The sequence below is a fragment of the Paenibacillus sp. JJ-100 genome (assembly GCF_948329825.1).
Taxonomy (GTDB): domain Bacteria; phylum Bacillota; class Bacilli; order Paenibacillales; family Paenibacillaceae; genus Paenibacillus.
This window is the reverse complement of sequence record NZ_CAOJCM010000001.1, coordinates 890333-915536: the sequence shown is the minus strand read 5'-3', so window position 1 is coordinate 915536 and position 25204 is coordinate 890333. Positions and strand designations below refer to the sequence as shown.

Genomic DNA, 25204 nt, shown 5'->3' with positions numbered 1-25204 from the left:
TGATTGCAAAAAGCCCAATCGGAGGCAGCCGTTAGACTTTTTCCGATTGGGCTTTCATATATAACTACAATCGCTGCTACATCTTTTCTTGAGCAATTCAGTCCCGTGGATCAAGCTGAACAACTACCTGCTTACCACTCACTTGTACTCCCGTTGTTTTGCTACCGTATTCTTTCAATGCTTTGCATAATTCTTCAGCCCAACTCTTGCCGGCTTCTCCCTCTTTGGAACCGTGTACTTGAATCACAAACTTCACGGAATCCCCTTTCTTCAAGATGCGTTCTGCTTGTGACTGCTTGACATCCCGGTCATGGTCCTCCATCTGCAAATGAAGTCTAATTTCCTTTATTTTACGTTTATCAGGGGATTTGTTTGCCTTTTTCTTCGCTTGTTGTGCTTCATCACGGGCTGCACCTGCGCCGATCAATTTGCAAGGGGGTGGGCTTATCATCAGGGACATGCACACCAAGTCCACTTTATGCTGTTTGGCCAGTGCAAGTGCTTCCCGTGTCGGCATAATCCCCAGATCTTCTCCATTCAGACCGGTGAGTTGCACCTCGGTTGCTTTGATCTTTTCATTTTTAATGATCTGAGCCATACCATCTTCCTCCTTGACATGAAAAGCCTGTCCTGATCAATGGAGATCAGAGCAGGCTTAAGTATGAATGCCATAATTCTTACATCAAGATTCTAAGTCACGTTATTCACGAAACCTGGTCTCAACTCAGGTGAATTCTAGTTATACCTGATGATACCACGTAATCCAATTACAGTGAATTGAATGCTTCTGTGAGAACAGGTACGATCTGTGATTTGCGGGATACTACGCCTTTGAGCAGAGCTTTGTTATCTGCAAGCGTTACATTGTATGCCTTCTCTACTGCTTTCGTAGATCCACCATAAGCCAGTGCCACAGAGTCGTTGTTCAGAATGTCAGTAACGACAAATACGAACAGGTCAAGCCCTTTGCTGGAAATAATCGCTTCAATCGCTGCTTCAAGTTCTGGTTGTTTCACCAGCACATCGTTGACGTCAACCGCATTCACTTGTGCGATTTCAACTTTGGCTGTTCCCATAGCAAATTCCTTAGCATCCAGGGAGATCAGTTCAGCAATTGTTTTCTGACTCAAATCCGCACCGGCTTTCAGCATGTCCAGACCATAGCTGTCTGCATCTACACCAGCAATAGCAGCCAGCTCACGTGCTGCAGCTACATCCTGCTCTGTGCAAGTTGGGGATTTAAACAGCAAGGAATCCGAGATAATCGCAGACAACATCAGACCCGCAATGGGTGCGCTAATTTCGATGCCGTTCTCTTTGTACATTTTATTCAAAATAGTTGCAGTACAGCCTACAGGCTCCGCACGGAAATACAAAGGCTGGCTTGTCTCAAAATTCGCAATACGATGATGGTCGATTACTTCAATCACCGTTACGTCTTCGATATCGCTTACGCTTTGCTGACGCTCGTTGTGGTCTACCAGAATGACTTTGTTTACTTCGTTAGCAGCTGTTTTGATCAAACGCGGTGCTTCAATTTTGAACTGATCCAGTGCATATTGGGTTTCGCCATTCACTTCGCCAAGACGCACTGCTTCAACTTCATGGCCCAATTTACTTTTCAGATCTGCATACGCAATTGCTGAACAAATCGTGTCTGTATCCGGGTTTTTATGGCCGAAAATTAGTGCTTTTTCCATACTCTTCGCCCTCCGTCAATTTCGAGTTTAAGTTAATTTATCCTTTTTTGAATCATACCTAACTGATTATAGCGCTTATACGTCTTAATTCCAATCCCTTTACAGCGAATTAATTACAGTTCATAAATTAGCACATTTACCCAGGTTTATGCAACGATTACTGTAAAATACCGTTCAGAATTCCGTATGTATCCGGTACATCATAACATCCGTGAGGCTCACGGATGACACATCTTGCAAGTGGATTTGTTTTGATCTGATTAACGTAAAAATAAGAACGGGAACTCTGTCACCTTGACGAAACATCTTAGTGAACAAAGCTCCAGTCCAATCACATGGATCTTTCCGTTAAACATGTATATTATCGCTCTTTATCGCTCTATATAGCTCTTTCTACTTTAGGCCTGCTGTAATCCAAACGCTTCTGCAATGAGACTAAAGGAACGTAGGCGTGCCTCATACGAATGAATCGCTGACGCAATGATCACTTCATCGGCTTCATGACGTTCAGCCATAGCGATTATTTTATCCCTAACTTGATCTGGTGTTCCAATAATGGAGAAGGAGCGGCGCTGACGAATCTGTTCCAATTCCATCGCTGTATATGGATAGTTATTCACCGTCTCTAGAGAAGGGAAGGAGCTTTGCTCCAGTCCACGTCCGAGTCGGAGGAAAAATAATTCATTGCTGCGAGCCAGTTCAGCAGCCTCCTCTTCCGTATCAGCACAGAATGCAGATACGGCAATCATAGAGTGGGGTTTGTCACTCAAAATCGAAGGTTTGAAGTGGCGACGGTAATGCTTCATCGCTTCTTCTCCACCTGGTGTTCCAAAAAACTGAGCAAAAGCATACGCTGTGCCTTGTGCTGCGGCAATCCTCGCCCCTTCCGAACTCGAACCTAACAGCCACACTTCGGGAACCGTTGAAATCGATGGCCCGGCTACAAGTGAAGCAAAACGATGGTCTTCAGGCAACTGTTCGTGGAAGTAATATCCGAGATCGGCAATCTGCTGTGGGAAAAAATGTACATTCGATGATTTCCCCTCATTCAGCGCTCTGCTGGCAATAGGCATCCCCCCTGGGGCACGCCCAATCCCGAGATCGATACGTCCGGGGTGCAAAGCCTCTAATAACCGAAAGTTCTCTGCCACTTTATAGGCGCTGTAGTGAGGTAGCATGACCCCTCCAGAGCCTACCTTAATACGTTGTGTATGAGCAGCCACATGAGCGATCATCACCTCCGGACTTGAAAACGATAGCGCTCCGCCGCCGTGATGCTCAGACATCCAGAACCGGGAATACCCTAGTTGTTCAGCATGCTGCGCTAAGGTCACAGCTTCCTGTAAGGCATCTTGTACACTCCGCCCCTCACTAATATGTCCATGCTCCAGTACACTCAGTTTCATATATATTCATTCCTCTCATCCGTGAAGTACATGATTTTCAGCCTATTTACTTGTTCATTGTAACATTAAAAATTACAGTTTCAAACTTCCTTTAACCATGATTAGTCAGAGTCTATCCAAAAGAATACTAAAAAACGCCACCAGCTTTCATGCTGGCAGCGTTCGATGTTCTTCTTCCCTACAATGCTCATTACGGTACTCTTTTCGGTAAAAGCTTCACATACTCGTCAGATAGTTTCATCAGGCTAAGTACATGTTCGTAATCGGAACGATAAGGCTCAATATTGGTCACCGGTTCATAGGTTTTGAGCGAATATGCTGTGCCATCGTCAAATCCCGCACCGGGAATGAACAAGATGTCATTGTTCACAAATGATCCAGTTGGCAAGTAGTAACGGATACCAAATGCGTTACGATCCATATTTAGCAAGTCGTGCCCAAATGCTGTGAACTTTTCCTGCTCCAGGGATACGCCCATCAGGTTCATAACGGTAGGCAGCATATCCAGTTGGCCCCCCGGTTGTTCAATGACTTCCCCTTTGGTTTGTTTTGGCGTATGGATGATCAACGGAATATTGAATCGGCTCACTTTTCCGTCGTAAGGAATACCCAGATGGTCCTGAATCTGCTGAGTAATCTCCTTGTCTTCAGGTAAGCCGAAGTGATCTCCATAGAGGACTAGTGTGGTGTTATCCCATAAGCCGTTTGCTTTCAACTCGTGAATTAGCTGGCCCACTGCGTAATCAGTATAATTGATCGCTTGCAGATAATCATGTAGCAATTTGTTGGTCACTGTTGCGGGAATCTCAATTCGCGCACGATCAGTTGGGACGGTAAACGGCGAATGGCTCGACGCTGTGATGAACTGAGCATAGAACGGCTGCTTCGCAGCCTGATGCGCGGTCATTTTTTCCACACCTACCCGGTATAACTCTTCGTCCGATGGCCCAAAATCGTTAAATCTATCATTGGTGAAGCTTGGTTTATCGTAATACCGCGTGAATCCGAGAGCAGGATACATCTTGTTTCGATTCCAGAAGGTTACGTCGTTAGCGTGATATGTCTCGGACTCATATCCTTCTTTGGCCAGCAGTTTGGGCAGGCTTGGAAGGTCGCGGTCACTATAGCCAGCAGACATCGGTACGACTCCTGTAGGATAAATAGATGTATTCGAAATAAACTCCGCATCCGACGTATTCCCCTGACCGATCTGTTGGAAAATATGAGAAAAATAATAGCTTTCTTTCGCAAGATTATTTAGAACCGGAGTTAATTCTTGCCCGTTGAGTGAAGCATGAATCGGAAAATTTTGAAAAGACTCCAGTTGAATGACAATCAAGTTACTGCCTTTCGCCTGACCGAAATATTTAGCCTTCACCGGGGTATCATGATCCGTCTTCTTCTGGTATGGATACTGGCTTACCAGTGCATTGATCTTGGCAATCGTTTCGTTAATGTTGCCATTCGCGATAGCTTCGTTCTCTTTGCTCGTTAGTATCGCAGATGACACCTGGTAGTTCAGGAAACCAATATTTTCTGCGCGTACCAATTCATTATCAATGGCTTCCCCTTTGACGATAAAACTGCCCGACCAAATCATACAGAACGCCGCTGTCAGCGCAACGCCCAGTTTACCCCAGTAACGACTGCGATTTCTGCCAAACGTCAAGCCACTCTCATTATACTGGTTACGATATCCTCCTGAGCCGCGTCTGCGTCTGATCAACCAGATGGGCACAGCAAGAATAATATCGGCAAAAAACAAAACGTGCTGCCACCGAATCAGTGGACCTATACTTCCTCTCACCTGAGCAACCTGCCCCAGCTCACTTAGCGCAGTGTACGTAGGAACCGAACTGAACTGCGCATTATAAAGCGTTGCTGCAAACAAAATCAGGGAGAACAAAATGTTAAATCCCCCGTATACCCATCGCTTCCAGCTTAGGGGCACAATGAGATCCAGCACACACACAATCGTAAGCGCGGCGAGTCCATCGGTTAATAGCCCCAGACTCGACATGTTATTGAAAAAGAAATACCGCAAAAGCGATAATTTCAGTAGCATGAGGACAAACAAAACGATAAATAAGGCCCGCGATGAAGTCTGCCTTCTTGTATTCGTAGATTTGAACATGGTCGCTTTCAACCCTTATCTGAAATTTTTACGTTCATTTTACAAAACGCATATTTCAGTATAACAGTTTTCAGTTTCCTGTTCCATCGCGTATCAGGTGTGAATCATGCGATTGTTGGTACATCCTCATTTTTCGTGTTTGCATCGGTGCGCGATAATCGAATAACTGCCTGGGCAGCCGCAACACGAACCCAAGGTATCTGCTCTGGTCTGCAACAGACTGCCGATAAACCGATCTCATGAATAAAAGCAATCGACTCTGCGTCTCCGGTATGTTCGCCGAATATCGTTGTTTTCAGATGAGGCTTCCGGGTCCGGCTATGGACAGCCGCCATCTCTACCAAACGACCAACACCTTCAATATCAAGTGATTGAAAGGGGTTCGTTTCCGTTTCAAAAACATTCCCAAAAATCTGTTCCCGCTCGGCTGCTTCCTGTCCGGTATATCCAAACATCGATTGGGTCAGCTCATCCGTGTCAAACGAAATAAAGTCCGCATGACGCGCAAGTTGTGCAGCCGTTAAAGAGGCTCTTGGTGATGTAATCGCTGCTCCCACCTTATATACACAGTGCCGCCGTTCTTCACCAAGCACCTGGTTCGCCACATGATCTACCATGTCCCGCATCTTTTGCATCTCATGCACATGCTCTACATGTGGAATCATAATTTCGGGACGAACCCAATACCCTTCACGAATCCCTTTAACAGCTGCACGGAAGATCGCCTCGACCTGCATTTCATGAATTTCGGACAAAACGACACGGAGATGCTTGCCCTGCTGTTCAAACACCATGTGATCTGAGACTAACTCAAGCCATGAATCATCAAATAATTGAATTGTCACCGGACGTCCGTCCATTGTCTCAAAGAGATATTCTATGTCAGCCTGCTGCATGGGCAGTAATCTTTCGATTCCCCGCCTACGTTCTGATTCCGTACGTGACGCCACCATCTTTTGTACAAATGGCGTTCTGGACGGAGACAACAGCATCGTCTCGGTCGTAAATAGACCAATGCCCTCAGCTTCCCAGCTTCGTGCCTGCCAAGCGTCAGCTGCAAGTTCAACTTTTGCTAAAATAGTAAGCTCTTTTACTTCATTGGCCCATCCGAGTAAACGCTTTAGTTCCGGTGAATCCTGTTCCATACAAGCCTTCAGATCACCTGATCTCATTCGGAGGATGGCATCCTCTTTGGCAATCAATCCTTCGTTGACGAAATCCACTGCACTCTTGACCGCAGCGATTGGACTTAATCTCGCAGGCTGTATACTTTGAATCCAGATGGAAGACGCGGTCACTACATAGGCAATTTCCAGCACTGTTCCTATGCGATTCTCTAACAGGTCGCAGATCTGTTGGAGATCAGCGTATCGTTCAGCATCATTTTTCTTTAGTAAAGAAAGTGCGTTCTCCTTCTTCTTCTCCTTTTCCTCATCGCTTCCTGCCGGGAGCTCGCCTCCCATCATGCCCTTTTCCCCCGTTACCGGATTGCGTGTATACACCCTTCCCTTACTATCTCTGTGCTCCTCTTCTATGGCAGTCAGGATTAGAACTGGCTCTCCCTTATGTTCTTTCTCTTTATCGAAATTGGCTTTATGATCCAATTTGCGCGGGGAGCAAAAAACCGCCCGAATCGCAGCTTGTAGTTGAAGATACACATCCTGTGGAAAAGGCTCTCCCCCATCGGCTTGAATCCATCTTTTGCAGTCCGCTATTAACGATTCAAGCTGTTCCTCAGTTGAAGTGCACGACTTCTCATTCCCTGTATGCACAGTGGCTGTATAGGAGATACCGTGAACCATATGACCATAATGCTGTAATGCAGTTAGGTAACATTGAAGCGCATATAACCGATTACCTGTCTGACGAGCAAAACCTTCGACCGTATAGTCGTTCAAGCCAACGTAAGGTATTGTATACGATTCAGCAGCTGACATAGTAACTCCTATAGAAGTCGTAGTCTGGTTCGTCCTCACATGCAGCAGAAGTGGATAATTTCGATCCCCGAAGACTGCTCCTGTCGCCTGTTCCACGCGCCGGATGGCAATGCCTAGTTCTTCCCTAATCTCATTGGAAAGATATCCAAGACGGGTACAAAGTTCGTCACAGCCATCTGACGTGACAACCATTCCTGCCGGAACAGACCATCCTGCCTGCATCAGCTCCGCGAGTGCATTCCCGATACTGTGAGTCAACTCTTCCTGATCTGCCATACCTTCCTCTAACAGCATCACCCGTTTTGTCATTGCAGTCTCCTATCTGCCCTCTATGGCTGTGATTGAATGACAGCTATCTATCCTAGTGCTGCCCTCATTCTAATGTTATGTTGTAACACCCGTATCACAGACTATGGCTGCCGCATTTTGTGATCGTTATTCTGTTTTTTTGTTAAATCTCCACCGTATTAGAGCGATTTACATCAAAAGCTCCTCCAGCTAGGCTGAAGGAGCTTCGTGCCCGAGTCAACGTTAGACGGGCTACAACGCTATAATGATATTAAATAAATGAATCTCAGATGACGTTCTAATTCACGCTATGATCACCGGGGCATATTCCCTTGAGTATAGCTATTGAGCAATTGATTCACAAAAGAATTCTGCTCGCCTTCTTGCAGCAAATAACTCGCGATCAGTCCAAAATCATCGCTGACATAGCCAGCTAATTCCGGTTCCCCCGTTAAGGTTAATGTGCGCTTAAAGGCTATCTCCCTAATCTGTCGAAGCACTTCTTCTTCCGTAACAGCAGAATCGCTGGCATATTGTTCAAAAGCCTGCATCCAGTGGTCAGCAAATGGAGCTTCATCACGTTCATCCAGCACAGCCTCTATATCCAGTCCTTCGAAATTCTGTTCACGAAGCAGCCGTCCTTCCTTCAAATCCGCTAATAATGTGTTCACATCGCTTCTGCTCATGGGGTCACTCCTTCTTATTCCCTCTTATTCCTTCTTCAAATACATCTCCGGTATAACAAAACGTCTCATTCACTTATCACCTATTTCACTCCCACATCCGTGTAATCTTCAACAGTTTACGATCAACCACATTCCAATCCATCCTGTAAATATCCGGCATCGTGGTACTCTTCCAAAACTCGAAACCAAAGGAGGGATCATAATACTGAAAAATAAGAGTCATGATGTCACCGTGTGTACCAATCACGACTTTTTCTCCGGCGTGTTTTCTTAACAAATGTTCAATGATTCTCACTGCTCTTGCCTGAGCATCACTGCCCGACTCACCACCTGGAAAAGCAAACGCAGCATCGAGATATAATTGCCGTTTCGCATCATAAAAATCATCATGTTTGATATGAGAACCCGACAACGCACGTTCACGCAAATCTTCCTCAATGAGAACAGGCCTACCGACCACGTCAGCCAACATCTGAATGGTCTGCACGGCTCTAAGGTACGGGCTGGAATAGAAGACCTCAACATCCTCTGCACGCAAAAGATTGGTGATTTTCTCCGCATCTCTATGCCCCTGATCAGTCAGTCCGCGCTCGCGTTCTTGTCCTTCAATAAATTGGGACTCTGCGTGTCTTACGAAATATAAGCTTGTATGAGCTTCTGCGCTCATTCATTCAACCTTCCCTTCTTCTCAATCACGATCAGACAGGTGCTGTCAGGCAAGGATACCGGTTCACCCGTAACATCCATAAAAACAATTCGCTCCGCAAGCGCTTCGGTATATCCCTTTTGCAAGAAGTGGCGCAGCAACGTGATATCCGCCTGCTCCCCTAACGCTTCACGGATACATTTCTCATAATCTCGTGGTGTAAATACACCGAACTGCTCCTGAATTTCATGTACATAGGCTTCCTCACCCCAGGTATACGTGTACAAGAATTCCATCGCATCATTAATCGGCATAATGACTTCATGATCCGATATCCGCTCAAAAGTAATCTCGCGCCCTTTGAAGTCCGCCTTATAACGTTCCAACCAACGCATACCGTCTGGTTCCAAAAATTGAATTCGCCTTTGCTGAGACTCAGGTTCGCTCATAATCCCATCCCGGATGAGTATTCTTCCTCCCGGGGAGAGCACCTGAAAAGCACTTTGCAGCGCAGCCGCTACGGTATCTGTATTGAACCTGCGTCCGTCATACTCGATATACGAATACAACTCATGTAGAATGGAGGAAAAAATAACCGTATCCACTGTGCCAGGCTTCATATACTGATTAAGTTGCAGAGCATCGCCCTTCATGACTTGCCAGCGATGGGATTCCCGATGCTTTTTGCGCTCCAGTGCCTCTATAACATTGGAGGAGATATCTATGCCAATCGCTTCAACTTCTGGCTTCTCCTGCTCGATCAAGTCTAGCAGCACACCACCACCCGGGCCGATATCGAGGACACGCGTGCCAACCATATAATCCAGTAGTACTTTTTTGTAATCACCGGAACTGTTCATATCCGAAAGATATGTCTCTTCGTTATGAAACCGATCATATGCATCCCGGCGAAGACCAAAAAGATCGAATAACATCAGCACTGCCTGCTCGTATAGCGGAGATTTCTCAGCTTCAATACAAAAAGCGATCAATGACTCGGCCGCAGGCGAAAATTCAAAGGTGACAAATAACGTATCCGGCAGGTCCGGATGCCGTTCGATTCGATGTTCTAGATGCGGATAAGGAATTCGCTGGCCGGCGATAATCTGCTCCCAGGAATACTGCTCCAAATATTTTTCAATCATCCGTTTCTTATAGATGTTCAGCTTTTTGACACCTTTGTAGTCGTAAACCATCGTGTTCATCAATGGTTCGAAGCTGATATGACGTATATCAGTCACAGAAGACGGAATAGCAGAATGATTGGAATCCACCTTCTCTGTGTTCCATTCCTGGCTGTGAAGTGTGAGCAAAAATACTTTCACCATCTCTTCCAGCGAAAAATCCTTCATGGCTGACTCGACATACCACAAGGTACGTGAATCGAGGGGAGCCAACTGTTGTTCCACAGCAAATTGCTGCTCAAGCTTGGCATACGACTCGTCCATGAGTTCACCCTGCCGGATTGAGCTGCTTCTCAAACGGGACAACCGCTCTTTTATGCTCCAATCCTTATACTCCGTTCCTTCCACAATCCACTCTACAATTCGCTGTACTTCACCCTGTACCTGATTCCAGAGACCGGGATCAACTCCAGCGATGATACATTCATTCAAAGCCATCAGCATGGTGCGCAGTTCACTGCTAGTAACGAATCCATCGGTAATTAAAGACCGTAACGGTGCATTTTCCGCAAAGGGAATTTCACCCCGTATGTATTGTCCGATCAATCCATGCGTCGCAATTAAGATAGAAGTAACCTCATGTCTCGGCGACTTCGACCCACTTTTTTCATCCGTATACATGTTAAAAAGCTGAGCTGAGCCAATATTATGTACAAATAAGTTAATGCCCTGATGCTGCCATGTTCTGCGCTGATCCGACGATCCCCCTTTTGCTGTCTCCGACCAGACCAGAACTTCCTCCAGCAACTCCCGAATCCAGAACGAAAGCTGAAGGCCGTCCAGTACCTGAAGTGTGCGCTCCGTATAATCCAATACGGCATTGGTCTCTTGAAGCTCAGCAATGGAATGGATACGCTCCAGATTAATGCGCGGTTTCTCAGCTGCTGCGAGCCATTGCAGCCATTGTGGCATCTGATGTAATCGTTCCTGTGATTCACCTGATTTGTAGATTCGGATCGCTTCCAGTGTGTGTAGCATGTACTCTTCACCCTCTTTTATCTCATCATGTTGTCTAGATTGTTTCATCCAGTGTACGGAGTCTATCCCGTACGAATTGAATCAGGTGCTCTGTTTCGGAAGCCGATAGACCTTCGTCTAGACGCGCGGCCGCCACGGGCAGCTTCCATACATCGATCTGTTCATCGGTGATCCCGGAAAATTCGATGTAATGCGTTATGTAATGCTGCAAAATATAACTTCGAGCCTGTTCAAACCCTTCCCGAACGGAATCAGCCGTATCATCCGGCAGCTTACCGCACTTTAATATTACCCACGTCCGGGCCACATCACCCGCAGGATCACCGGCCATTCCCGTCATCCAATCAATAACACAATGCTGTCTTCCGTCTTTGCTCAACATCACATTATCAGGATGATAGTCACCATGACAGATCACGCGATGCTCAGGCAATTCAGATAAATAGTGAATCAGTCTTGCCCGCTCAACCTCGGATAAGCTAGATACACGCAGAATCGCGTTCTTCAGTATTTCTTTTTGAGAAGGCAGTGTATTGCCCTCATCCTGAACAGTATGCAGTTTAGCATGATACGCTGCCATGTTTGACGATAACGTCTCCAGCAATTCGGGCTGCCGCATAATGAGCGATAACAGCGTTGTTCCCTCAAATCGTTCAAATACGATGCCTGTGCGCGTAGCATAATCCATTCGTTTTACAGTTCGAGGTACGGGCAACCCTTTCTCATAGCCCCATTGAGTGATTCGAAATTCGTTACGTACCGCTTCAGCGGAGAACCCAGTCCGGTATAATTTGAATATAAGACCATCAGCATAATCGTAGATTTCCGCCGTTCTTCCCTGTGCCATCAGCTCCATTTGGTTCATCCTCTCTGAGTTTGAACTCCTAATTGAACATTCTATCATTGCTTTCTCGAACCGAACTCAATCCCCCTCACTTTGGAGAATATCATCTGATCCACCCACGTACCTGCTCGATCCTGTTTTATTTTGCGAAGTACACCTTCAAGGGTGTAGCCTGACCGTTCTGCGACCTTGGCACTTCGGACATTACGGGCATCGCACCGAATCTCAAGCCGATTAGCCTGAAGATGCATGATCGCAAATTGTTCAATCCCAGCCACAGCTTCTGTGACCAGGCCTTCACCCGACCGGGAGGTGCGAACCCAATAACCAATCTCAAAGCAGCGAGCATTCCAGTCTATCCGATGAAGACCGCTACTGCCCACGAACTCGTCCGTCACTTTATCGCGCAAGTGCAACATCAGATCACTTCGTTCCAAAAATTTCAGTCTGGCTCTACGTGCCGTTATTTCTGATTGCTCTAGTGAAGGGATGTTCTCGGCAAAAGGTAACCATGGGCGCAACTCTTCCACACTTTCCCGAATCGCTTCATTGACATGCTTGCCATCCCCCCACTGGGGTGCACGAATGGTAAGTCGTTCCGTATGAAAGCTCTCGGGGAACTCGAGCATCATAGGGTTAAACACATCTGTATCAGCCATGAATCCTACTCCTCTACGTGGAAAATCGAATCAATAATCAGCGGCAGATTATCTCTGACGGATGCGGCACCCAAGACCGACCGGGCATGCACGCCCTTTTCTTCGAAAACTTCAATCATTAAATCGGAAATTCCATTCAGCACCTTATGGTGTTCCTGATAGGAAACCGAGGCGTTGATGAACCCTTGCACTTTAACGACTCGTTTGACCCGATCAAGCGATCCGAGCACATCTTGAACGACAGCAAGTACTTCCAGCCCTGCGTTCCAGGCAAAGTCATATCCTTGTTCGGTCGTGAATTCTACACCCAGTTTACCGCGCTCATCCGTTGCCGGTCCTTTTCCTGATACATACATGATTCCGTTCACGATTACGGCGTTTGCATATTTGCCCGCAGGAGCGCTCGATTGCGGAAGCTTGATTCCTAATTCCTGTAGTCTGGTTTCGACTCTTGTCATAAGTAGAACCCCTCTCTTCTTTTCCAAGATATGAAGCGCATCTGAGGTGACTAGATTAGATCCATAAATATATAAATGATTATATAGGAATATATGTTATGCATGAAAGACAAATGGAAGCTCGTCATGCTCATAACCCTTACTCACTCTGACTAATATTTCATACTTTCATAGGATTTTGTTTTTTCATCTCACTTCGTCCCTTATACTCCTGCCTGTACGTCCTGGGTGACATCTGAACAGCTCGTTTGAACATCTTGCCAAAATGCGAAAAATTGCCGAATCCTGCTAACATGGCAATGTCTGTAACGGACTCATCACTCTCTCGTAGCAAACGCTGAGCCTCCTTCACTCGGAGCAGATTAAGATAGTCACTGAAGGCAAAACCCGTCGTTTGTTTAAACAGCCGGCTTAAATAATGTGGACTAATGCGAAACTGGTCTGCAACCTCAGGCAGTGTTAGTGGATTCTGATAATTTTCATTCAGGAAGCGGACAACGACTTGAATCTTGGGATGAAGAACGGGATCCTGATCCTCAGTGTGTATACGTCCTAGATGATGATGACGGTAGGTGTGGAGTAGCAGCTCCAACGTACGATGACGTAGCACCATTCCACTTCCCTCGTCAGGCTTACGTATCTCACTCACCATCTCTGCGACGATTGCCTCGGTCACCTTCACGATATGCGAGGGAAATCTCACAATGGGTACGTCCCATCGAAAAGGCTCCGTTAATTTCTCGGCCATATCACTTGTGACGGCCATAGCGGCAAACAGTTCGGGCTGGAAGTACAGTACAATCCGCTCATGGTCGGGCACTCCGCTCTCCAATGTTTTATGCACCGTGCTGCGGTCTACAAATACCAAATCCCCTGCTTTGATCCGGTACGAACGATCTTTGATAAAATAAATGCGGTCACCGGAAAGTAAATAATATAACTCATAGTGTTCATGAAAATGATCATCTGTCATCGAAAAATATCCGATACGACGATCGTATTCGATATGTAATAAATCCGCTGAATCCTGATAATCCGCACGAATGGCTTCCGTCATATCCCTCTCTCCTTTTTCATAATTATAGCAAAATATGCGGTGTTTGAAAGCGGTTTCGCATGAAATGCGGCGAAAGAAGTGCTTCCTTGTTATAGGCTAAACCTATATTGGAGGAGGCGATATGCATGGGTAAGAAAAAACGTTATGTATTAGTCGGAACCGGTGGTCGTGCTGAATTTTTCTACGGTGCCTTGACCCGAGATTTTAATGAAACTTCCGAGCTTGTCGGCTTCTGTGATATCAATCAGGTGCGTATGAATTATGCGAATAAGCTGCTGCGAGAAAAATATAACTATACTGAAGTGCCAACATACCTAGCAGATCAATTCGACCAGATGATTGAAAACGAGAAGCCAGATTACGTGATCGTGACCAGTGTGGATCGGACACACCATAAATATATCATACGGGCGATGGAGCTTGGTTGTGACGTCGTTACCGAGAAACCGATGACCATCAATGAAGAGAAATGTCAGGATATTCTGGATGCTGTGAAACGTACCGGACAGAACGTACGCGTGACATTCAATTATCGTTATGCACCACATCACACGAAAATACGGGAGCTCATTCTGAACGATACGATAGGCAAAGTGACGTCCGTACACTTCGAATGGCTACTGAATACTCGGCATGGTGCGGATTACTTCCGTCGTTGGCACCGGGACAAGCGTAATAGCGGCGGATTGCTGGTACACAAATCTACGCATCATTTTGATCTGGTGAACTTCTGGATTGGTTCACAACCGGATACCGTATTTGCTTTTGGAGATCTGATGTTCTATGGCAGAGAAAATGCAGAAGAACGCGGGGTCACTCAATTTTATAGCCGTGCTACAGGCAATCCGCTAGCACAGGATGATCCATTCGCCCTGCATCTGGATTCGGATGATCATCTGAAATCCATGTATCTCGATGCCGAGACAGCAGATGGATACCAGCGTGATCAAAGTGTATTTGGAGACGGCATCAACATTGAGGATACGATGGGTGTTCTAGTCCAGTATCAAAACAAAGCGATCCTCACCTACTCCCTTGTCGCTTATCAGCCGTGGGAAGGTTATCGCATCGCCATCAACGGTACTAAAGGACGTATCGAGATGAGTATTGTGGAGCAATCCTACGTCAATTCACTGGGCGATAAGAGCAAGGAAGGCGCTCTGATCGGCAAAACGCTACGCGTGCTGCCAATGTTCGGCGCACCTTATGAAGTAGATGTGGAGGAAAAAGAAGGCGGTCACGGCGGAGGTGACCCTGTGCTGCTGAACGATCTGTTCGGCGCGCCGTCAGAAGATCCGTTCCATCGTGCAGCTAATCATGTAGATGGTGCCCGCTCGATCCTAACAGGTATAGCAGCCAATCGCGCTATCGCCACAGGCCTTCCTGTGAAAGTCGGCACATTGGTGCAATTCTAGCATAAATAAGGCGTAAGCTCAGGGATCTGGAATCTCTGAGCTTACGCCTGTTCTGGTTTCATTTCAATTAGACGCTTCCTACACTTTTCATGTACCTAAAAATCTAACGTTGAACATAGGCTGTCAAGTACTCACCTTCCTCATATCTCCATTCATATACTAGGACTATATGACGAACGGAGGATGATTTATGAGCTGGCAGCATCTTCGAACAGGCATTACACTCCAGCAGCGGTTGGCCCAACTCGAGGGACATCTTGCTGAGCTTAACGCCCCACGTTCCGGTATGGAGACTGGGCGGATTCGTCGGGTATTCCCTCGTAATTTTATCAAAATCAATCGTCAATTATTTATTCCGCTTAGCCTGAATTCCATTCGGGTATTCGACATTCCACGCACACAACGAGGGATTAGAGTTGGCATTCGCACGACGTTCCCATCACGAAATGCATTCAGAAATATCAGACTGGTGAGCGTTGGACTCAATTATATTGAGTTGCAAGGAAAAGGAAAATTTCCTTCGCGTATTCTGTTTCCACTCTCCAGCGTGGAGTCGATTTACCGACCTCGTAAGCGGGCGCTCCAACGGAAACGTGCTTGTGTCCGTCGTTCATAGAAAGAACTGCGTACAGAACTATGGAACATTGAACTCTTGTACGGCAGCTCGATGAAAGAAAAATGGTGAGAAGCGGTTGTCTCCGCTCTCACCACGAGGCTAATACCGATCATTGCTAAATCCCTGTCCAAACGTCCTTTGCATAACGGCCCTGCTCCTGAAGCTGGTCAAGCCACGTTTCTGCTTCTTGTGAGGTCTTTCCTTTGATGTCTATATAGGCTTGCTTCAGCGTGGCTTCAACATCGGGAGCCATTTTACTGCCATCCCCACAAATATAGAGATGGGCACCGTCCTCCAGCAAAGGAATCAGCAGATGTGCATCCTCTTTCATCCGATGCTGAACATAACACTTTTCTTCCCCTTGTACACGGGAAAACGCCGTATGAAGGTGTACGAGTCCTTCCTGTTGTGCAGTTTCAAGCTCGTTTTTATACAGATAATCATGCTCAGGATTGCGGCAACCGAAGTATAGATGGGCTTCACCAACCGGCATCCCTTGCTCTTTCATTACATGTCTGGCCTGCAAGAAACCACGGAACGGGGCTACACCTGTACCCGGACCAACCATAATAATCGGCACTTCTGGACGTTCTGGCAGCTGGAAGCCGGATTCCGGTGTCCGGACAAACATCACGACCTCATCACCAGACTTCAAGCCGGATAGATAATTCGATGCGATCCCTTTATATATTCCTTGTCCGCTCCACGCAGGCTCCTTCACGACGCTTACTGTAATGCTAGCTTGCTCTGGCTGAACTCGTGGTGAGCTGGATATGGAATAATATCTGGCCTTCAAGGAAGGCAGCAACTCCAGAAAACGTTCAAAGGGCAGTTCACATGCTTCATATTTCTCCAGATAGTCCAGCATGGAGATGCGTTTGCTGCGTACTTCTTTCATATATGACGTTTCATCCAGCAGCGCCTCAAGCTCCTTCTTATGTGGAGGACATACCGTATATGCCGCAAGTTCTCTAAGTTGCGCACGTGTTGCAGCTTCTTGCAGTTCCACACTATGGGTAAGCAGGTCATAGAGGTTTACTGGACGTTGCAGCGGAAGATGGGCTGCGCTTCGCCCTGATGCATCCAGTACCAGATGCTCGGTTCCGGTGAATCCGTAGCGGCGGAGCACACGCTCCACAAGTTCAGGTGGATTTTGCGGCAGTACGCCTAGATGATCGCCTTCTTTGTATGTGATTCCCTCGGGCAGTTTGATCTCCAGATGTCTTGTACTGCGTTCACTACCTTCGTCATGAAGCTCTCGGTTCTCCAACACAGAAGTCACATATGCGTCATACGTTTCCACTAGCGGAGTCACGGCCATCCCACTAACGAATTGTACCGACAGGGAACTACGCTCCTTCTTGGCGTCTGTATTCAGTTGCAGCTCCAGTGTTCGTGCCAGATCAGGCCATAATTGTTCCGTCCAATCTTCCACCTGCTTCTCAAAATCCCCGCTGGCGTCCGTCTCACCAAGAGACGACAGCCGCTTCGCCCCTCGTGAGGACAGCTGTTCATCAATCAACCGTGGAATGCGTTGGTACGTGCTTGCCCAGTTGTGGTCACCACATCCAAGTACGGTATACTTCACGCCCTTGAATTCATCTGGACCTGCTTGTTGAATCCATTCTACGAATTTGCTGGCGTTGCTTGGCGGCTGACCATTATAGGATGCGCTGACAATAACAACAGCCCCTTCTTGCGGCAGGTTGCCCACTCGATCATCCAGCGTAGCTACCTCACTGCGAAAACCTTGATATCTGGCCATATCTGCAATTTCACGAGCGATGCCTTCGGCTGTGCCCAGATTGGAGCCATACAGTACAAGCATCGGAGTGTCGTGTGCATCAACAACTTCTTGCTCCTTCTTTTTCACGGCTGTAGCAGGCTCTTGCATAGCCATACCAGGTACGGCCATTAGCGGTTGAACTCCGCGTGGACGTACGCGAATGATGAATTGATCAGGTTTAAGTGTCAATGTTTCTTTGACTTTCAACTGATAATTCGTGTGGTCTATGAAGTCAAAATGTTTCAACACCATGCCTAGAACTAGCGTGGCTTCCTGAAGGGCAAACTGCTGACCAATACATGCACGTTGGCCATTACCAAAAGGTTTATAGGCGTTATGTGGCACTTTACTTGGATCTTCAAAACGTTCCGGTCTGAATTCTTCTACGTCATCTCCCCACGCCTCACGGTCACGATGCAGCTTAGGAATGAGCACGCTAACGCTGTCGCCTTTCTGAAGAGGATACTGCCCGCCAAGCACCGTATCTTCCTTCGCATACAACGAGAAGGCTGGCGCGGTTGGCCACAAGCGCAGAGCTTCATTCAACACCATACGAATATATTTCAAACGTCGAACCTGATTGTATGTTGGCACCGGATCTTTCAGAATATCGTCTGCTTCTGCTTGAGCTTTCGCTAGTTTATCTGGATTTTTCATCAGGTAATACACAGCAAAAGACAACAAACCACTGGTCGTCTCATGACCCGCAATCAGAAATGTAATAATCTGATAACGAATATTTTCATCATCCAGCGTTTCGCCCGTCTCCGGGTCTTTGCCACTCAGCATATGAGATAGCAGATCATCTGCCCCTTCCTGCGGCTGTGACTTACGCTCTGCAATGATGTGATCCACCAGTGAAAACATGGAACGAATGTCCTGCTCAAACTGTTTCTTTTTGTTGATCATTAATTTATCTTGCAAGCGCAATCGCTGCAAAGAACTCATCGATTCATCTAATGCCCGCACCATGCTTGTAATGAATGGATGTGGCTCCTCCCGGTAAAAGCTATTAAATCGATAATTAAATCCGCATAGACCAATAGTGTCCAATGTCAGACGCGTCATATCATCAGGCACATTCACCGTTTCATCCGGATTAAGTCTGGACCACTTCTGAACAAGCTGCACAGCAAGATCTACCATTTTGTTGTGGTATCCCTGCATTGCGCGCTGACTGAAGCTTGGGAGTAGCACATTATGCGCCTTTCTCCAGTTAGGCTCGTCTGTCCAGCTCGTAAAGAGCCCATCCCCAGCAAAAGCACGCACTTTCGCGAGCGGCGCCCATACTCTTTTATCAAATTTGGACTCGTTCGTCACTTCCGCTACATATTTTTCACTTGAAATATATAGCTCGCTTCTTCCCGGATAATCCATTCGGAAAATGGGTCCATACTCTTCAGCCAACTTGACCAAAGACTGGATTGGCTCATCAAAGTTCAAGTGCGGCAGATTACCTAATGGACCATACGTTTTAGGCTGAGGTACTGAAATAGGTGGCATTGACTCTCACTCCTTCTTATTCTCAAAATGTGAAATGATCCGTTCTGCGGCTTGCTAGCAGGCTAGCACCAGCTAGGTAGGAATCCCCTTCTTTCATCACATGGTGACTAGTGGTTGGTTCAAACAAACCATTAAACTTAGAACCTATTCTGTTTATATGTCATACCCAAAACCAATTGACCGTAATCGTAATTTGGTCAATTTAGCGTAAAAAAAATGGGTATTTCTTGATTTCCTTATTTACCATATCATTTCCATTTCTACGATTCAACGGTCCTAAGTCATAGGACCTTAAAACTGGATCTCTAGATCTCCAGTAATACAAAAACTGCCCCAGGCAGAACCACCTTAAGGACAGTCAACTGTTCACCCTAATTTATTTCACCTTACAAACGGATCAACCTACAAGTACACCATATACAATACCTGGTCCATGGACGCCAATCGTCAAATCATTTTCGATGTCCGATGAGCGACTAGGACCTGAAATAAAATGAATACCTGCCGGCAGCTGTTTTCTTCCCGCTTCGTCGAAGTCGATTAACGTCTCCCCCAATCTCGTGTGCAGCCTATGCAACGGAATAATCAGAATCAGTACAGTCGGCAGCAAGCTGACGGAACGTCCTTTCTCTGGTGAGGAAAGTACGGTCACTGAGCCCGTATATGCGGTCGCATAATCCGCCATCACAATGCCGATATCTGCTTCAGCCGCTCTCGATTTCCAATCTACGTCAGGCGCACTGTTCCAGACGGAAATCTGTACATCGGGAAGCTGTCCCTCCAGTTCCAGATCCCTCAAAGCATTCTCATTCTGTCGAATGATATATTTGGCATTCAATTCATGCACTTTGCTGGTAATGAAATGGGCCACTTCTCCCATGTCCGGCACCCGAATAACATGAGCACCTACACTGATAAAGTTCTCTGTAAAAGCCTGAATTCGCTTCTCTTCGTCCCATTCCAGCTCATTCCAGAAATCCGGGGCGCCGCGAAAATTCTGGACTGGAGCATGACGCAATCGGGGTCTGTTCAATCTGGCAGCGATGTCGTCCATAAACTTCTCCTGTCTGCGCCGTGATTTCTCTTCCATCGCTGCAAGCCATTGCTGATGTTGCGTTGCCATGCTTCAATCCCCTTCCTCTCGCTCACGAATAATCTGCTGCATACGCTCACGTATGGAAGAATCCATAACGGCATGCTGCTGGCTCACCTCATGATCCAAGCTCTCCCATTGCTGCCGGAAAGATTTCTTGGCCAGACCTGGAGCCACTCTGTAAGCATTCCAGCCTTTAAGTGGCCCGAGCTTTAACGAGATGCCATTGTTCCGTACAACTGCTTTCTGTCCAATCTGCCCGAGCCTGAGTGCAGTTGTAAAACGTTTGGAGCTTGCCACAACGGCTGCGAAACCTTTCATGCCCATAGTTTCAAAGCGGTTGCCATGTCCTTCCTCCACCTTACGTCTACGCAAGTATACCAGCATGTCATGCAGTGGAATTTTGACCGGGCACGCTTCATAACAGGCCCCGCACAGGCTCGAAGCACTTGCAATATCATTCCATTCATCAATGTTGCCGTTTAATGCTGGTGTCAGCACCGCTCCAATGGGACCGCTGTAAGTTCCTCCGTAAGCATGGCCCCCAATGTGTCTGTATACCGGACAGGCGTTCAGACATGCTCCGCAGCGGATGCAGTTCAGCAGTTCCTGAAACTCGGGATCACCCAGTTGCAAAGACCTGCCGTTATCTACGATAATGATATGCATCTCCTCTGGTCCATCGACATCTGCCTGACGGCGAGGACCCGTTATGCCCGACATATACATCGTGAGCTTTTGTCCGGTAGCCGAACGCGGTAGCAAGGTCGCCATGACCTCCAGATCTGCCCATGACGGGATGATCCGTTCCATGCCCATGAGTGTAATCTGTGTTTTTGGAACGGTAGATACCATTCGGGCATTCCCTTCATTTTCAAATAATACCATCGAACCTGTCTCGGCAATGGCAAAATTGCATCCTGTCAAACCAATGTCTGCTTCTAGAAATTTCTCGCGCAGCTTCTTCCGGACAAACCCGGCCAGCACCGTCGTATCCGGCTCCAACACCTCTCCAGCTTCCTCAGATAACAATTCGGCAATCTGATACCTGTTCTTGTGAATGGCCGGAATGACAATGTGCGATGGTGCTTCACCCGCAAGCTGTATGATATATTCGCCAAGATCCGTTTCGATTGCTTCAATACCTGCCGATTCTAGCACCTGGTTCAGATGGACTTCCTCTGACACCATGGATTTGGATTTCACCACAGTTGCAGCCTCTTTGTGGACCGCAATATCCAGTGCGATGGATGCTGCTTCCGCTGAAGTATCTGCAAAATGGATATGCACTCCGTTTGCACGGGCGTTGTTCACGAACTCATTCAAGTAGTAATCGAGATGTGCGATGGTATGTAGACGAATCTGACGTCCACGCTCTCGCCACTCTTCCCAGTTGCCATGTTCTTCCGAGGCTGCTTTCTTGCCATTACGTAATCGTTCTGTCGTGAACTTCACGGCTTTACGAAGGAAATCATCATTCAATGCCAAATTCGCACGAGATTTGACTGTTTCAGCCATAACACCAGGTTGACTCACCCTGTCTGCACCCCCTCATATAACAGTTCAGCCAGATGCATCACTCGCACAGGTTCATTTCTGTACCGAAGGTTGCCAGCAATATTCATCAGACAAGCCATGTCCAGCCCAACAAGTACCTCGGCTTGTGTTTCCTTGACATGATCCACCTTCTCGGTCACCATAGCCCCGGAGATCTCGGACATTTTAATCGCAAACGTACCTCCAAACCCGCAACAGTCTTCTGCATGGGGTAGCGGAATCAATTCCAATCCTTTGACATTGGAGAGCAAGGCCAAGGGTTCATCCTTCACTCCAAGCAGGCGGCTCCCGTGACAGGAAGGGTGGTACGTTACTTTATGCGGAAAATGTGCGCCGATATCCGTTATACCCAGCACCTGTACAAGAAATTGCGTGAACTCATAAGCTTTCGCTTCAAGACGTTTCGCTTTTTCCAACCAGATCGGCTCATCTGCAAACAGTTCAGGATAATGATGAATCATATAGGTGCAAGAACCCGAGGGACAGACCACAAAATCACTGTCATCGAATGCTGTCAGGATCGTCTTGGCCGCTGTGCGGGTCTCATCCCAGTAACCACTGTTGTAGGAGGGCTGACCACAGCAGGTCTGAACCTGCGGGAATTCCAAGCGAACACCGTGAACGGCCAGTAATCGAACCATAGCCTCTCCCACTCGGGGATAGATGGCATCACTGAGACAAGTTATGAACAAGGAGACCTTCATCACTACACGCTCCTATTTTACAAAGTACCTTATCATGAAAAAATGTTCTTCTCTTCGATTCTTGAAACTTCCATCGGATGCAAGTCTTAATATGAAAGTTCTCTTCAACTTATAACCCAGCACTTGTTACACCGTCTGAATCTTCAAGTGATAGGTGCTGTACAGGAATGATTGTTCTTCACTGCATGGTTGATCAGTAATAATAGTGTGTACTGCCTCCAGACCGGTTACACGAGCAAAAGCTCGTATGCCGAACTTGCTGCTATCGGCCAGTAGGATTACTTGATCTGCAATCCCTACCATCTTTTGTTTTAATCTGGCTTGCAGTTCATTCGTTTCACTAATGGTGCCGCTTTCTAGATGAACTCCCTTGCAGGATAGAAACAATTTGTCGACATGATATGTTTCTAATGAACGCTCCGCGAGAGGGCCTACAAAGGAAAGAGAACGAGATGCCAGATGTCCTCCGGTGGAGATAACCTCTATTTGTTCCCGTGTACTCAACTCGGTAGCAACCTGAATCGAATTCGTTAATATGGTTAGCGGCATATCCGGCATATTCACTGCCATATAACCTGCTGTTGTGCTGGCATCCAGCAAAATCCGGTCTCCGGCTTCGATTAACGCAAGCGCCGCTTCAGCAATTCGTTTTTTCTCCAACGCCTGTGATGTTTCACGAATTCGATAAGGAATCTCAGGCTGAACTTCCTTCACGCTAACAGCTCCGCCGTGCGACCGGCGCAACTGGCCAGCTTGCTCCAATCGGTCCAGATCACGGCGAATCGTTTCCTCCGTAACCCGGCAATGTTCGCTAAGCTCAGATACACGTATACTCCCCTTGATGTTCACAAGCTCTATAATGCGGTCATATCGTTCTGCCGCAAGCATATTTACACCTCACTTCCAGAGTGTAAACTCGGTGCAGAAGCAATAATTTGCAAAAATCGACCATATGCTTCTGCCCACACAGACCTGTCTTGCGGCTCATATTCTTTCACTGGAAATGAATGACGAATAGCGTTTCGTGCCTCCCATATATCCTTGAACGTTCCGCTCGCCATCCATTGCACAGCCATATTTCCAATCGCACTTCCTTCCGCTGGTCCAGCCCACACGGGTCTGCCGATGGAGTTCGCTGTCCACTGACATAACAAGTGATTCTGTATACCGCCGCCTACCATATGCAGACCGCTGAATGACTGCCCTGACAGCTGTTCTGTCCACTCCAGAACCCTTCGATATTTCAAAACGAGACTCTCGAGAATCGCACGGGCCACACTGCCCTGATCCTCAGGCACACGCTGACCTGTCTTGCGGCAGTATTGGCGGATACGATCCACCATGTCTCCTGCAGGCAAAAACAAATCGTCATCCGGGTCAAAGAGGCTGACAAAAGGTGGTGCTGTCTCTGCCTCCGCTAGTAAAGCCTCATAGCTGATCCCTTGTCCGTCACGTTCCCATTGCCGCATACATTCTTGCAGAATCCAGAGTCCCATAATGTTCTTAAGCAGACGATACGTGCCTCCGACTCCGCCTTCATTTGTAAAATTCAGCTCCAGACTCTCCGCGTTAATAACAGGCTGCTCTAGTTCCGTGCCCATTAGGGACCATGTACCGCAACTTAGATAAGCAAACGATCGCTCCGTCGCTGGAACTGCCACCACAGCTGAACCTGTATCATGCTCGGCTACTGCGATGACGGGAATAGACGCAAGACCAAGTTCTTGACTTACGCTGCTGCGCAGCTGTCCAACAGCCGTTCCCGGCAGCACGACCTCCCCGAACCAATGATTAGACGCACCGATATGGGCAAGCAATTCGTGATCCCATTGTCCTAACACCGGATTGTATATTTGGGTGGTTGTTGCATTGGTGAACTCATTCACTGCTTCACCGGTCAGAAAATACCTCAGCAGATCAGGTATCATCAGGAAACGTTCAGCTTCACGCAACAGAGGAGAAGCACGATGAGTCAGTGCAGCCAGTTGATACAATGTATTGAACGGCAGAAACTGTATACCTGTTCGTTCGAAGATCTTCTTCCTGGATAATTCCTGACATATCCGATCCATCACACCGTTGAACTGTGTATCACGATAATGATATGGATTACCGAGCAGTTCACCGTTGCTGCCGAGCAACCCGAAATCAACACCCCAAGAATCGATTCCCAGACTAACCGGTGATTCACCTTGTTGTTTTACGAGTAACAGACCTTGAATGATTTCATGGTGGAGCCTTAGAATATCCCAGTGCATTCGTTCACCGGCTTTTACTGGTTCATTTTTGAATCGATGAATTTCACGGATTTGAATCTCTCGATCAGTCAAATGCCCCAGTATAGCCCTACCACTGCCTGCCCCCAGATCATATGCCAGTACACTCACTGTTCTCCCACCTTTTCAGCAAGTTATTCATGAAATACCCTTTCAATCTTTAATTCAGTTTATTAAATATGTTTGTTTGTGTTTGTTTTATACTGTTTTGTTTTATTTTACGAGTATAACACCAATGTAAGCGTTTGAATACCCGTTAAATGGTTTTCCTATCCCA

Annotated in this window: 20 protein-coding genes; 2 read left to right on the top strand and 18 right to left on the bottom strand. The window is 47.0% G+C overall.

Going from position 1 to position 25204, the window contains the following annotated elements; translation table 11 throughout:
* Positions 1-97 precede the first annotated feature (97 nt).
* The 12 genes from infC to PQG66_RS04465 all read right to left on the bottom strand — a co-directional run bounded on the left by infC (position 98) and on the right by PQG66_RS04465 (position 13977).
* On the bottom strand, positions 98-589 hold the full coding sequence (infC, locus tag PQG66_RS04520) for a translation initiation factor IF-3 (RefSeq protein ID WP_272036466.1): 492 nt from the start codon (positions 587-589) through the stop codon (positions 98-100).
* 178 nt (positions 590-767) lie between these two features.
* The gene (locus tag PQG66_RS04515; RefSeq protein WP_272035564.1) at positions 768-1700 is read right to left on the bottom strand and encodes a manganese-dependent inorganic pyrophosphatase; all 933 of its coding nucleotides are present in this window, start codon (positions 1698-1700) and stop codon (positions 768-770) included.
* A gap of 398 nt (positions 1701-2098) precedes the next feature.
* Entirely contained in the window at positions 2099-3106 is a 1008-nt protein-coding gene (locus PQG66_RS04510) for an LLM class flavin-dependent oxidoreductase (protein WP_272035562.1), read from the bottom strand.
* Positions 3107-3296: 190 nt separating this feature from the next.
* A complete protein-coding gene (locus tag PQG66_RS04505; RefSeq protein WP_272035560.1) occupies positions 3297-5240 on the bottom strand; it encodes an LTA synthase family protein in 1944 nt (647 codons plus the stop codon).
* A 104-nt stretch (positions 5241-5344) separates the two neighbouring features.
* On the bottom strand, positions 5345-7486 hold the full coding sequence (locus PQG66_RS04500; protein ID WP_272035558.1) for a putative PEP-binding protein: 2142 nt from the start codon (positions 7484-7486) through the stop codon (positions 5345-5347).
* A 293-nt stretch (positions 7487-7779) separates the two neighbouring features.
* Positions 7780-8151 (bottom strand): hypothetical protein, encoded by a 372-nt coding sequence (locus PQG66_RS04495; protein ID WP_272035556.1) that lies wholly within the window; start codon positions 8149-8151, stop codon positions 7780-7782.
* A gap of 85 nt (positions 8152-8236) precedes the next feature.
* Positions 8237-8818 (bottom strand): histidine phosphatase family protein, encoded by a 582-nt coding sequence (locus PQG66_RS04490; RefSeq protein ID WP_272035554.1) that lies wholly within the window; start codon positions 8816-8818, stop codon positions 8237-8239.
* A complete protein-coding gene (locus PQG66_RS04485) occupies positions 8815-10959 on the bottom strand; it encodes a class I SAM-dependent methyltransferase (protein ID WP_272036464.1) in 2145 nt (714 codons plus the stop codon). The genes PQG66_RS04490 and PQG66_RS04485 overlap by 4 nt, the downstream gene beginning before the upstream one ends.
* A 34-nt stretch (positions 10960-10993) precedes the next feature.
* A complete protein-coding gene (locus tag PQG66_RS04480) occupies positions 10994-11815 on the bottom strand; it encodes a phosphotransferase family protein (protein WP_272035551.1) in 822 nt (273 codons plus the stop codon).
* Positions 11816-11859: 44 nt separating this feature from the next.
* Entirely contained in the window at positions 11860-12462 is a 603-nt protein-coding gene (locus PQG66_RS04475; RefSeq protein WP_272035549.1) for a GNAT family N-acetyltransferase, read from the bottom strand.
* A 5-nt stretch (positions 12463-12467) separates the two neighbouring features.
* A complete protein-coding gene (locus tag PQG66_RS04470; RefSeq protein ID WP_272035547.1) occupies positions 12468-12920 on the bottom strand; it encodes a RidA family protein in 453 nt (150 codons plus the stop codon).
* Positions 12921-13080: 160 nt separating this feature from the next.
* Positions 13081-13977, bottom strand: a complete 897-nt coding sequence (locus PQG66_RS04465) for an AraC family transcriptional regulator (protein ID WP_272035545.1) — start codon at positions 13975-13977, stop codon at positions 13081-13083.
* Positions 13978-14102: 125 nt separating this feature from the next.
* Here PQG66_RS04465 and PQG66_RS04460 point away from each other — a divergent pair, with 125 nt between their 5' ends.
* Positions 14103-15392, top strand: a complete 1290-nt coding sequence (locus PQG66_RS04460; RefSeq protein ID WP_272035543.1) for a Gfo/Idh/MocA family oxidoreductase — start codon at positions 14103-14105, stop codon at positions 15390-15392.
* A gap of 190 nt (positions 15393-15582) precedes the next feature.
* Positions 15583-16008: a hypothetical protein gene (locus PQG66_RS04455; RefSeq protein WP_272035541.1), complete on the top strand. Its 426-nt coding sequence runs from the start codon at positions 15583-15585 to the stop codon at positions 16006-16008.
* 115 nt (positions 16009-16123) lie between these two features.
* Here the strand turns inward: PQG66_RS04455 and PQG66_RS04450 are convergent, their stop codons facing one another.
* The 6 genes from PQG66_RS04450 to PQG66_RS04425 all read right to left on the bottom strand — a co-directional run bounded on the left by PQG66_RS04450 (position 16124) and on the right by PQG66_RS04425 (position 25038).
* A complete protein-coding gene (locus tag PQG66_RS04450; protein WP_272035539.1) occupies positions 16124-19297 on the bottom strand; it encodes a bifunctional cytochrome P450/NADPH--P450 reductase in 3174 nt (1057 codons plus the stop codon).
* A gap of 397 nt (positions 19298-19694) precedes the next feature.
* Positions 19695-20420, bottom strand: a complete 726-nt coding sequence (locus PQG66_RS04445; RefSeq protein WP_272035538.1) for a LutC/YkgG family protein — start codon at positions 20418-20420, stop codon at positions 19695-19697.
* A gap of 3 nt (positions 20421-20423) precedes the next feature.
* The gene (locus tag PQG66_RS04440; protein ID WP_272036462.1) at positions 20424-21908 is read right to left on the bottom strand and encodes a LutB/LldF family L-lactate oxidation iron-sulfur protein; all 1485 of its coding nucleotides are present in this window, start codon (positions 21906-21908) and stop codon (positions 20424-20426) included.
* A gap of 14 nt (positions 21909-21922) precedes the next feature.
* Positions 21923-22651 carry a (Fe-S)-binding protein gene (locus PQG66_RS04435; RefSeq protein WP_272035536.1) on the bottom strand — a complete coding sequence of 243 codons (729 nt, stop codon included), beginning with the start codon at positions 22649-22651 and terminating at the stop codon, positions 21923-21925.
* Between the two features lie 126 nt (positions 22652-22777).
* Positions 22778-23539 (bottom strand): DeoR/GlpR family DNA-binding transcription regulator, encoded by a 762-nt coding sequence (locus PQG66_RS04430; protein WP_272035534.1) that lies wholly within the window; start codon positions 23537-23539, stop codon positions 22778-22780.
* 2 nt (positions 23540-23541) lie between these two features.
* Positions 23542-25038, bottom strand: a complete 1497-nt coding sequence (locus PQG66_RS04425) for a rhamnulokinase (RefSeq protein ID WP_272035533.1) — start codon at positions 25036-25038, stop codon at positions 23542-23544.
* Positions 25039-25204: the final 166 nt, after the last annotated feature.